The sequence below is a fragment of the Paenibacillus sp. Root444D2 genome (genome assembly GCF_001426375.1).
Taxonomy (GTDB): Bacteria; Bacillota; Bacilli; order Paenibacillales; family NBRC-103111; genus Paenibacillus_E.
In genome coordinates this window covers 142,946-154,192 of the sequence record NZ_LMEO01000006.1, presented here as the reverse complement: position 1 = coordinate 154,192, position 11,247 = coordinate 142,946, and the positions used below count along the sequence as shown (strand labels likewise).

At 45.4% G+C, this 11,247-nt stretch carries 9 protein-coding genes; 1 reads left to right on the top strand and 8 read right to left on the bottom strand.

Annotated elements, in window-relative coordinates:
• Positions 1–302: 302 nt before the first annotated feature.
• The 3 genes from ASD40_RS06070 to ytxJ all read right to left on the bottom strand — a co-directional run bounded on the left by ASD40_RS06070 (position 303) and on the right by ytxJ (position 3,097).
• Positions 303–1,598, bottom strand: coding sequence for an MFS transporter (locus tag ASD40_RS06070; protein ID WP_063870728.1), 1,296 nt, complete (start codon positions 1,596–1,598; stop codon positions 303–305).
• Between the two features lie 75 nt (positions 1,599–1,673).
• Positions 1,674–2,555 carry a DMT family transporter gene (locus ASD40_RS06065; RefSeq protein ID WP_057302433.1) on the bottom strand — a complete coding sequence of 294 codons (882 nt, stop codon included), beginning with the start codon at positions 2,553–2,555 and terminating at the stop codon, positions 1,674–1,676.
• 200 nt (positions 2,556–2,755) lie between these two features.
• The gene (gene ytxJ, locus ASD40_RS06060; protein WP_029194256.1) at positions 2,756–3,097 is read right to left on the bottom strand and encodes a bacillithiol system redox-active protein YtxJ; all 342 of its coding nucleotides are present in this window, start codon (positions 3,095–3,097) and stop codon (positions 2,756–2,758) included.
• A gap of 150 nt (positions 3,098–3,247) precedes the next feature.
• Between ytxJ and ASD40_RS06055 the strand changes: the two genes are divergently transcribed.
• Entirely contained in the window at positions 3,248–4,117 is an 870-nt protein-coding gene (locus ASD40_RS06055; RefSeq protein WP_057302432.1) for a metallophosphoesterase, read from the top strand.
• Between the two features lie 31 nt (positions 4,118–4,148).
• Here the strand turns inward: ASD40_RS06055 and ASD40_RS06050 are convergent, their stop codons facing one another.
• The 5 genes from ASD40_RS06050 to ASD40_RS06030 form a co-directional block, all read right to left on the bottom strand.
• Positions 4,149–5,744 carry a PucR family transcriptional regulator gene (locus ASD40_RS06050; RefSeq protein ID WP_057302431.1) on the bottom strand — a complete coding sequence of 532 codons (1,596 nt, stop codon included), beginning with the start codon at positions 5,742–5,744 and terminating at the stop codon, positions 4,149–4,151.
• A 219-nt stretch (positions 5,745–5,963) separates the two neighbouring features.
• Positions 5,964–6,380 (bottom strand): PaaI family thioesterase, encoded by a 417-nt coding sequence (locus ASD40_RS06045; RefSeq protein ID WP_057302430.1) that lies wholly within the window; start codon positions 6,378–6,380, stop codon positions 5,964–5,966.
• Positions 6,381–6,441: 61 nt separating this feature from the next.
• Entirely contained in the window at positions 6,442–8,112 is a 1,671-nt protein-coding gene (locus ASD40_RS06040; protein WP_057302429.1) for a long-chain-fatty-acid--CoA ligase, read from the bottom strand.
• Positions 8,113–8,148: 36 nt separating this feature from the next.
• Complete coding sequence (locus ASD40_RS06035; RefSeq protein ID WP_057302428.1) at positions 8,149–9,921, bottom strand: acyl-CoA dehydrogenase family protein; 1,773 nt, start codon at positions 9,919–9,921, stop codon at positions 8,149–8,151.
• A gap of 106 nt (positions 9,922–10,027) precedes the next feature.
• Entirely contained in the window at positions 10,028–11,212 is a 1,185-nt protein-coding gene (locus ASD40_RS06030) for an acetyl-CoA C-acyltransferase (RefSeq protein WP_057302427.1), read from the bottom strand.
• Positions 11,213–11,247 lie beyond the last annotated feature (35 nt).

Here is an 11,247-nt window from a genome sequence, read left to right as displayed (position 1 = left end):
ACGAACAACCTCCGGCTAATTTCATTGTATTTTCTTAGCCTAAAAGTGTCCAACTTAATTAGGGGGCTTTATAGAATTGTTGTACGAAATACAACAATTTCAACCAAGGTAAACCGTTTAATTCATTAAACCGTTTAACGACTTTAAACCGAATTTCGAAGTCATACATTCCCAACAGAGGTATAGAGTGTATGGGTTGAATTCTATTTTGGAGCTATACATTCCAAACAGAGGTGTATAATGAACGAATTGAACGCTATGATATCCAATAAATACCATTTACTTCTTCACCTATCCGACCATTACGCCGAAATATTCGCAGAAGAAGCCTGGTGGCTAATCTCCGCCTTCACTTTACGAGCTTCTAATTGAGCTAGAATCGCATAGAACATGATCATGCCAACGAAGCCGCTTAACGCGATAAGAGATGCCATCATCCACGAAGATATCAATCCGCCAAGCATGACACCGAAACCTCCTAAAAGCATGGCCCCTTTATACACCATTCCGAATAATGCCATATAAGAGCTTCTCGCATGATCAGGTGCAATATTACCAAGATAGGCTTGTTTAATCGGTACATACATGAGCTCTCCAACCGTTGCAATGAACATCGAGATGAGCAGCAGCCATGGTTGATTGCTATAAGCAAGGTAGCTGTAACCCAATATGTAACAAGTGTACCCAACGAACAATACTTTGCTATCCGAGAACTTGCGCATCATGACCCCCATAAGGACGGAAAGAACAACGACAAGCACTGTATTTTCAGTGCGGATAAAGCCTAACATTTTCAACCCATCAATATGCCAAGTTTGTTCATTCCATGGGAAGAATGGGATATTCACCATCTCCCTTTCCAGCCTTACACCCACGTAATTACCAAGATGAAACTCAACCGATACAAGCAGCAGTGATGCCAGTGTGAAGATCATGAAAGTCTTATCACGCAGCACCATCCGATAATTGGCCCACATAGACGGACTTTCTTTACGATTGCCACTACTCTCTCTAGCAGCTTGTGGTTGAAACACTTCATCAATAAAGAAATAAGTTACGATCAGAGTGAACAAGCCAATGACGGACAAGCCAATGAACAGCTCGAACAAGTAAGATTTGAATAAGAAAGCGCCCGCAAGTCCTGCAATTGCAAAAGACAAATTGTTCATCCAGTACATAATGGCGTACATGAATTTCCTTACATCCGGAGCCGTTACATCTAGCAGCATGGCTTCATTAGCAGGACCATGAATTCCCCAGAACATACTAACAAATATCATCAGAACAAAGGTCATCCCAGGAGATTCAAGCCAAGGCGAATTAGCCATCGCCATACCAACGAAACAGAGCATCCAACCTAATTCTGCAGTCAGCATCAGCTTTTTGCGCCCAATTCGATCGGCATAGTAGCCGCCTATTATCCCCGCGATGACACCAGCAAGAATACCAAGAATTACGACTAGACCAGCACTTGTATCTCCTAATTTTCCAGAAAAATAAATCGACATGAAGGGCAGCACCATATTATTGGCGGTTCCGGAGATGAAGGAAAGTCCGATTCTTAGTTTGACATTACGATGAAAATCACGAAATCTCACGATATACCTCCGCGTCTGCAAGCTTCTGACATTCGTCTTTTATTCTACCTTTGTTCAATAAATCACAAAAAAAAATTACTGCTTTTCATTACTGCGTAAAAACATGCCCACGCCTACTAACAGCAAACAACCAGCTAGCAATTGAATGGTTGTGATCGTTTCTCCGAGCAAGAAATAAGCTAATAAAGTGGCACCTAGCGGTTCCCCTAAAACAGTCATTGAAACGGATGAAGCCTTCATATATTTAAGCAGCCAATTAAATACATAATGACCAAATACCGTAGGAACAATGGCCAAAAGCAAGAATATCCCCCACTCTTTCGCTGGGTAAGCAGTAAAGGACACACCGGTGAACATATTGGTGACTGCAAGTACCAGCCCTGCAAACAAGAACACGAAAAAACTATAAACAAAGGCAGATATATGTTCTCTTAAGCTTTTGCCTAAGAGCATATGTAAGGCTACAGCAAGCGTACCGATCAGTGATAACAAATCTCCTTTAAGCGCGTTACCGGAAAATCGGAAATCTCCCCATCCGATACAAATCGCACCCACAATAGCCATACACATGGCGATCAAGGCCGCTCGACTAGTCCGATGTCCATAAAGTAGAAACGCCCCGAGCAGCACAAAAATGGGTTCTAACGTTAAAATAGCCGTCGAACTCGCCACTGTTGTAAAATGAAGGGAATCCATCCAAAATAAGAAATGCAAACCAAGCGAAACACCGGATATGGCTGTTCTCAGCCAATCTCTTAGTCGAATTCTAGCAATCTCTTTCCTATAATTCCACAGAAAAGGCAGCATCAAGGCATTCGTCATGAGAAGCCTATACATCGCGATGACAGAAGCAGGCGCATTCGACCACCGAACAAAAATCGCTGAGAATGAAATGGCAATAATGCCGATTAAAAGAAACATGGAGATAGGTACTTTCGTTTTATTCATCGCATTCATGATGTGAAACTCCTTGAGAGGTTGATATCTTATAGTTGCCAAATAAGTATATAGGAGGAAGAACAGCTTGCCAATCTTTTTTAAACTTTGTTCAATTAATTGTAAAATATATACAACATGTAAATTATAAAAAGAAACCCTTAGGTCACCTATATGAAAATAGGCAGTAACCAAGGGCTTCTTTGGATAGGATTATAGGATTAATCTAAAACAGCTGTGATATGTTTGTTTGTAACGGACCAGTGAGACGTGTTCCAGATAGATTCTTTATCTTTAAAATAAAGGATTTGCGGGGACGCGTGCTTGATACCTAGATCCTCTGCAATTTGATTTGACACTGGACGCGATTCGATAACTTTCACTAAGAAATAATCCACATCCGCATTTGGTTTACCGGACAGATATTCCTCATATTCATCAAGTGCGCTTGCACTTACTGGACATGTTGTGCTGTGCTTAAGAACGACAGCGGGTTTCTCGGAGGAGCGATTCAGTACTTCCTGCCACTCTTCTACTGTAGTTAATTCTTTCCATGCTGACATATGAATATCTCCCTTCCTATCTAATTAATAATAATTATAAAGTAAGCTACCAGCATATGCAAATCACATAAATCACACAACTCGCAACCCCCTCTATCTAACTGGTATAATAAAATTGTAAATATTCCTAGGGAAGAACAGGAGGAACATATGCAATCACCACCCCCGATCTCAAGACGCTCTTTTCTCAAGAAAGGTACTGTGCTTGCAGGCTCTTTCATCGCTTCCGGAGGTTTACTTGGCAGTTATGCTAGTTTCTTGGAACCCAAATGGGTCGAGATTACGAGAATAACGCTGCCTTTCGAGCGACTCCCTAATGCCTTCCATGGTATTAAACTTTTACAATTCAGCGATATCCATATTGGCCATCACTTCGACCTTCAAGATTTAGAACGTGTCGTGAAGCTGATTCAGAAAGAAAAAGCGGACATGCTAACTTTTACCGGCGATTTATTTGACGCCAACATTAGTGAAGATCCAGATCTAACCAGTCAATTACTGGGCAGCTTAGAGGCGCCTTTGGGAAAATGGGCTGTACTTGGCAACCATGATAAGTGGATTGGGTACAACTACACCCTCCCGATCCTGCATAACGGAGGCTTTCAGTCTCTCGTTAACGCTTTTCAGACGATCACCTATAAAGGACAAACCATTCAGATAGCTGGCGTTGAGGATATGCTGACGGGTAAGCCGGATATTGCGAAAACCTTACGCGGGGCCAATGCCCAAATATTTACCTTGCTGCTATCCCACTGCCCTGATTTCGCGGATAAGGTAACTGAACAAGCCATCGATTTGCAACTATCCGGCCACACCCATGGCGGTCAGATAAGGTTACCGGGGGTTGGAGCTGTCATCACACCACCGCGCGGTAGAAATTATGTTATAGGGCTTAGCGAAGTGCCTAATTCGAAAATGCTTGTTTACGTCAATCGCGGCATTGGAACAACGACACTCCCCTTTCGCCTAATGTGCAGGCCGGAGATTACCGTAATTACTTTGGAAAAGCAAAAACCCTGAGCGCCTAAAGCGTCTCAGGGTTTTATGTTTACTATCTAACATGTAAAAATTGGCGGAACAAGAATACGGCCTTCAATTTTAATAGATCGTTTACTTTTTTGAAATCAACCTGTAGGAGATCACTAATCTTCTCCAAGCGATACGTCACTGTATTCCTATGAATAAATAATTGCTTTGCCGCCTCGCTTACTTGACCATCATTACGAATGAACACCTCTAAAGTGCGAATCATTTCTTGCGAGTACTCGGCATCTTTTTCAAGTAAAGGACGTAGAATTTTGGCACAGTAATCTTCCATCATAGTAGAAGAAACGTTCTGGAAGAGATGTGCGAATTCGATGGTTTCATAATGAAGCACTCGATCCGGCAGTCCAAGCTTGGACGCCATACGCTGTGTCTCCAAACATTCCATATAGGCTTCCCTTAACGCTGTTGGCTTTAATTTCATGGAGCTTGAATAGAAAGTTATTTCTCCGGCTTCTTCGATGCATCCTGAATCGCTTGCGTACTTTGTCAGAAGCTGTGACAGCTCTTCTTCTGGAAACCCGTCTACTTGATTCGTCGAATAGATCGAAAACATCATATCCTTGAACACAAAATGGTGCCCGGTCAAACTGCTTGATTTCGGGTGTGATTCCATATATTGTTTTAGGTTTTTGAGCTTAACTTGGGGCTGCTCCTCCAGGTTTTCCGGCTTATTTTTGCTAATCACACATTGATAAGCTCCGGTAAAGATCGATAAACCTCTAGCTTCCGCTTGTTCAAGGAACTCCTCTAGAGATGTTCCTTTTTCTAAGTAGCGCAAGAGATTGTTTTGTAAATCGCGCTGTGCGGATGCTTCCACATGCGATCGGAATGTATAACACATATGGAAGGTCAGGATATCCGCAGCTTGCTGGAATAAGCCTTCCTCTACGTTTGCGAGTAGAACCGCATCCGGTATAATCAACAAATGTCCAAGAGGCTCATCGTCCTGCTGATGCAGCCCTACACGATAAGCACGCTCTTTACCTGCGTATACCCATCCTGATTTCCGTTTCCACGGCCAATTCTGGGAGAGTTGATCAGGACTCCATGCGCTTGTGTTATATAAAATTTGTCCTCTAGCTCCCACTACCGCCATAGGATAACCAAGAATATCACTGATTAATTGGAACATGGAAAGCATATTATCCTGTTTCAATCCGAATTGCATCAGCTTCTTCTGTTTCTCAAGAACAGATTGCAGCAGCTGCGTGTTGCGGCGGTATTCTGCGTTAAACAAGGCATTCATTTGATCAGAGAATGTAAATTGAAAAGGCATCTCGATAATCGGAAAATGCAGCCGATCTGCTTCATCTGCCACAATCTGCGGCAGCTCCGACCAAAAACGCCCCAGCTTGATCCCTAATCCCGCAGCTCCGCGATCATTTAATTTACGAAGTAGATTAACCGTTTCTTGCGGACTATCCTTCATCGCGAAAGCAGTGGTGAAGAGCATCTCACCTGATTTCGTCCAATCCGCAATATCAGGAGCGTCCATCACATTGACTGATTTGACGATGCGGGAATCACCTTGCTTGCCTGCTACTAGCTTCGCTTCCGTTAAAGGATATATGGATAATGCCTCACGAATGGTAAGATGCATGGTGCTTCCCCCTTTGTGCCTTTTAAATGATTATAGGATGACCTTGCCATTTCAGTCAATGGATTTGTGTTAACTTATATGACATAAAAGAGAAATATATGAATGTTTTATGACTTAATTATATTTTTATGTAAGGTTATGTTACATAAAACTGAAATCTAACACCACAACAAAGAGAGACATGCTCAGCACATGCCCCCCATTTAAATAATTCAACCCTCAAATCACTCGAAACGTTCCCGTTCCAATCGTCCCCAAATTGCCTTCACGGTCAACAACACGACCTTGGGTAGTTATCATCTTACGGGATTGATGAACAAGCTCAGCCGTCACCACCAAGCGGCCTTCATAAAGCGGAGCTACGAAATGTACATTTAAATTCGTCGTAACAACCTTATCCTCCGGCCTAGCCATCATGACAACAATCCCCATCGCATTGTCCAGTAAGGAAGATAGTACACCGCCATGCACGATCCCAATCGGGTTCAAGTGATGCGTTTTGGCTTCCAAAGCAATCGTGATGATGTTGTCTTTCATACTCACAAATTCACATCCAAGAAAGCCCCAAAACGTAGGCTCCGCTGATGCTGCTAATTGCTGAAGTCTCTTATTTATTTGTTCGTTAGAATCATCCATAGGATTCCCTCCACTCTTCTTGTAAAGGGCTTCCCCTTAATTGTTAAACAGGAAAAGGCTCTTAAACCTTCGTCTCTTCCTCTAGTAATTGCCTGCGCAGCACCTTTCCAATCATCGTTTTCGGCAGAGACTGGCGGAATTCGACTTTCCGAGGCACCTTGTAGGCAGCCAAACGCTCACGGCACCACAATTCTAGCTCCTTTTCCGTTAGCGTCATTCCCGGTCTCAGCACCACAAATGCTTTCACCGTTTCTCCCCGATATTCGTCCGGTACGCCAGCAACAGCAGCCTCGAGAATTGAGGGATGCTCGAAGAGAACCTCCTCTATGTCACGAGGATAAATATTGTAGCCTCCAGCTATGATTAAATCCTTCTTGCGATCAACAATCGAGAAGAAACCATCCTCGTCTATACGCCCCATGTCGCCCGTATATAACCAGCCATTTCTGATGGTCATGGCCGTTTCGTGCTCGCGCAGCCAATACCCTTTCATCACTTGAGGTCCTTTAATGATAATTTCGCCAATTTCGCCAATCGGCAGCTCTTGACCTGAATCCGAATCAACAACTTTCGTATCTGTATCTGGAAAAGGGATACCAATTGAGCCTATTTTCCGAAAACCCCAAATAGGATTCGCATGTGTGACAGGGGATGCTTCAGTTAACCCATAGCCTTCGATTAATCTACCGCCTGTCAGTGCCTCGAAGCGCTCTTGCACCTCTAAGGGGAGAGGCGCTGAACCGCTTACACAAACATTAATAGAGGAAATATCCACTTCCTTCACGCGCTTATGATTGATTAAGGCAATGTACATAGTTGGCGCACCTGGGAAAATCGTTGGCTTCAGCGTATGAATCGTATCTAATATCAGGTTGATATCAAACTTTGGAATGAGGATCAGCATCCCCGCCCGATACATAGATTGATTCAACAGTACTGTCAAACCAAAGACATGAAAGCAAGGGATGGCTCCCAAGAATCTTTCTTCACCTAACCGAATACGATAGCACCAATGACTTGTTTGGTACGTATTAGCAATCAAATTGCTGTGCGTCAGCATGACACCTTTGGATATCCCCGTCGTCCCTCCCGTGTATTGAAGAAGGGCAATATCCTCGTCAGCCTCCACATCTACACAAATCGGGGCGCGAGAAGCTGTTCGGAGCAGCTTTTTATAAGAATAAACACCCTCCCCGTAAGTGACGGCAAGGTTTGCGCCATCTTTTTTCATTTTAATCGGATATAAGACATTTTTAGGAAAGGGCAAATAGTCCTTAATTGAAGTCACAATAACATGCTCAATCGGTGTTTTCCCTTTCGCTTTCTGCACACGATCAAACAGCAAATCCAACGTTACAATAACGGTTGCTCCGGAATCCGAGAGCTGGTGAACCAGCTCTCGCTCCACGTAGAGCGGATTCGTCATGACGACGATCCCGCCCATCATCAGGGTTCCGAAGTACGCAATGATGGCCGAAGGACAATTCGGCAGCATAATCGACACTCGGTCCCCCGGGCTAACGCCCAGCTCTTTTAAAGCATTGGCAAAACGATAGGACTCTTCCAATACCTCCCGATAACGCAGCGTTTTCCCCAAGAAATACAAGGCAGGTCGGTCCGGAAACTTATGCGCGGAATCTACCAACAAACGTGCAAGATTATGCTTCGGGTACTCGTAAGTCGGCGCCACTTCAGACGGATAATGGCGCAGCCAAGGCTTTGCCTCATTCATACAAAACCATCCCCTTCAGGTTCTTGACATCGATGACTATACGATGAATTTCTCACCCTGAATAACACGTGCGGCGATGTCGCGCTTCAAACCAACCGTATTCACACTGCTGCGTCTGGACAGCTTTTTCAAAATCGACAATTGAGTCCGAAGAACATCTCCTTCTTCCATCGTACTGAGCGCTTCCTTCGCATATGCCTCTATTTTGTCAAATGCTTCATGAACAAAAACTGTCGTGATTTGGATCGCATTCTTTGCCTTTCCTTCCCCTGCTTTTTCAATCAGCTTTTGCGTACGAAGAAGCCCGCTTTCAGCAGCGAAAATTTGGATCATGATGTCGGCTAAATTACTTAAAACTTCCTGATTTTTTTCTAGCGCCATGCCATATTTCTGTACAGCAAGCCCACCAACCATAAGGAATACTTTCTTCGCCATCGAAACCAGATGCACCTCTTCGGCTAGCGTTCCTTCGAACGTTTGACCTGGAACGATAGAGAGCAGTTCAGCTTGCAGAGCTTGTGCTTTTTGCAGCAAAGGCAGTTCGCCTTTCATCGCTTTCTTCACTAATGTACCTGGAATGAGCAGGCGATTGATTTCATTCGTCCCTTCAAAAATCCGATTAATCCGTGAATCCCGATAAATACGCTCCACTTTGTACTCCTGAATGAAACCGTAGCCGCCATGAATTTGCAAGCCCTCATCCGCTACAAAATCCAGCACTTCAGACGCGAATACCTTATTAATGGAGCATTCCAGCGCGTATTCAGAAATCCCTTTCGATGAATGCTTACCGGCATCAGGGCTCGTATGATCTATATCTTTGAGAATGGTATCGAACAATCCAGTCGTTCTGTACACCATGCTCTCCAGCATATACGTTTGAATATTCATTTCCGCCAGCTTTTTACCAATCAAAGGAAAACGTGAAATTGGCGTATTAAACTGTTGGCGAGTATTCGCATATTTCGAAGCTAATTCAATCGTCTCCTTGGAAGCACCCAGACAACCGGTAGCCAATTTGTAACGGCCAATATTCAGAATGTTAAAAGCAATCAGATGCCCTTTACCGATTTCACCCAATAAGTTCTCTACTGGCACACGGACATCTTCAAAATAAAGCGGACGCGTCGACGAGCCTTTGATCCCCATCTTCTTCTCTTCCGGCCCCATCGTAAAGCCAGGATCACCTTTCTCCACGATAAAGGCCGTGAAATCAGTGCCATTGATTTTGGCATATACAATGAAAATATCAGCAAAACCAGCATTTGTGATATACAATTTGGATCCATTTAGAAGGTAATATTTTCCATCATCAGACAAGCGAGCTGTCGTTTTTGCCCCCAAAGCATCCGAGCCGGATGTTGGTTCCGTTAAACAGTAAGCCGCGATTTTCGCGCCTGTCGCAAGGTTAGGCAAATACTTCTTCTTCTGTTCCGTGGTACCAAAAAATACAATCGGCAGCGTGCCAATCCCGACATGCGCCCCAATGGACAAAGCAAAAGATGAAGCGCGAGCGAGATTTTCACTAATCACAGTGGAACTTACTTTATCCAACCCAAGTCCGCCATAAATCTCGGGTACATCAGAGCCAAGTAATCCGAGATCACCCGCGCTGCGCATCAGTTTTACCGTTAAATCATAATCAAGCTTTTCCAAATGCTCATCATTCGGCATGACTTCCCCAGATACAAAATCACGCGTTGTATCGGCAATCATGCGATGCTCTTCGGTAAAATCCTCAGGGGTCACAATATCATGGAAATCCGTATCCGAAATAACAAAACTTCCGCCTATAATTTTCTCCGCCATTGTTCATCTCTCCTCCAAATTAATTGTACAAGGGTAAATAAATTAGGATTCATGAGAGCCTAGATAGACTCTCATGAATCAGTTCTTATTCCTTATCTGCCTTCAATTAAACAGGATGCACTTCAAATACCCCGGCAGCTCCCATCCCGCCGCCGATACACATGGACACTACACCATAGCCGCCGCCACGCCGCTGCAGCTCATGAATTAAGCTCGTTGTCAGCTTCGCACCCGTACACCCGAGCGGATGCCCGAGGGCGATGGCGCCACCATTCACATTCACCAAATCTTCATTCAAGCCTAGCTCACGAATAATATGAACACATTGCGAAGCGAATGCTTCGTTGATTTCAAACAGACTCACTTGGTCTTGTGTGATGCCTGCCATCTGCAAAGCCTTCGGAATCGCCTTTACTGGCCCGACGCCCATAATTTCCGGTTCCACACCGGAAAGTGCAAAGGCCTTGAACGTCGCCAGCGGCTTCAACCCGAGCGCTTCCGCGCGCTCGCGGCTCATCAGCACGGCCGCCGCTGCGCCGTCCGACGTCTGTGACGCGTTGCCCGCCGTCACAGAGCCGCCCAAGCTGAACGCAGGCTTCAGCTTGGCAAGCCCTTCCACGGATGTATCGGGGCGTACGCCCTCATCCATGGCAAACACGAACTTCCGCTCGAACGCTTTGCCGCGTTCGTCAATGCCCTTCACGCTCGTGCTAACCGGCACGATCTCGTCTACGAACTTGCTGGCTGCGATTGCAGCAGCAGCTAATCTGTGGCTCCGCGTTGCGAAGCCATCCTGCGCTTCGCGCGAGATGCCGAAGCGCTGCGCGACTTCTTCGGCCGTGTGGCCCATGCCCATGTACACCTCCGGCATGCTCTCAACCAGCCCCGGATGCGGCGAGAGCTTGAAGCCCGTCATCGGGACGTGGCTCATGCTCTCAACGCCTCCGGCGACAATGACCTCCGCGTGGCCAAGCATAATGCGCTCCGCCGCATATGCGATGGCTTGCAGCCCGGAGGAGCAAAAGCGATTGACCGTGATCGCCGGCACGGTCACCGGGAAGCCCGCATACAGCGACATCGTGCGGGCGAAGTTCAGCCCTTGCTCGCCTTCGGGCATCGCGCACCCGATGATAATGTCCTCGACATCACCTTTGTCGAGCCCAGGAGCACGCCGCACGGCTTCTTCTAATACGGCTTTCCCCAGATCCTCCGCTCTGGTTTGAGCGAAACTGCCTTTCTTCGCGCGTCCGACTGCCGTGCGCGTTATCGATACTATGACTGCTTCTTTCATCGATTTCACCTCATTATGAGTAATAGGAATGCACC

Coding starts and splice junctions, on each gene's coding strand:
- ASD40_RS06065 (WP_057302433.1), bottom strand. CDS start 2,555: ATGAATGCGATGAATAAAACGAAAGTACCTATCTCCATGTTTCTTTTA.
- ASD40_RS06045 (WP_057302430.1), bottom strand. CDS start 6,380: ATGGATGATTCTAACGAACAAATAAATAAGAGACTTCAGCAATTAGCA.
- ASD40_RS06040 (WP_057302429.1), bottom strand. CDS start 8,112: ATGAATGAGGCAAAGCCTTGGCTGCGCCATTATCCGTCTGAAGTGGCG.
- ASD40_RS06050 (WP_057302431.1), bottom strand. CDS start 5,744: ATGCATCTTACCATTCGTGAGGCATTATCCATATATCCTTTAACGGAA.
- ASD40_RS06035 (WP_057302428.1), bottom strand. CDS start 9,921: ATGGCGGAGAAAATTATAGGCGGAAGTTTTGTTATTTCGGATACGGAT.
- ASD40_RS06030 (WP_057302427.1), bottom strand. CDS start 11,212: ATGAAAGAAGCAGTCATAGTATCGATAACGCGCACGGCAGTCGGACGC.
- ytxJ (WP_029194256.1), bottom strand. CDS start 3,097: ATGTCAGCATGGAAAGAATTAACTACAGTAGAAGAGTGGCAGGAAGTA.
- ASD40_RS06055 (WP_057302432.1), top strand. CDS start 3,248: ATGCAATCACCACCCCCGATCTCAAGACGCTCTTTTCTCAAGAAAGGT.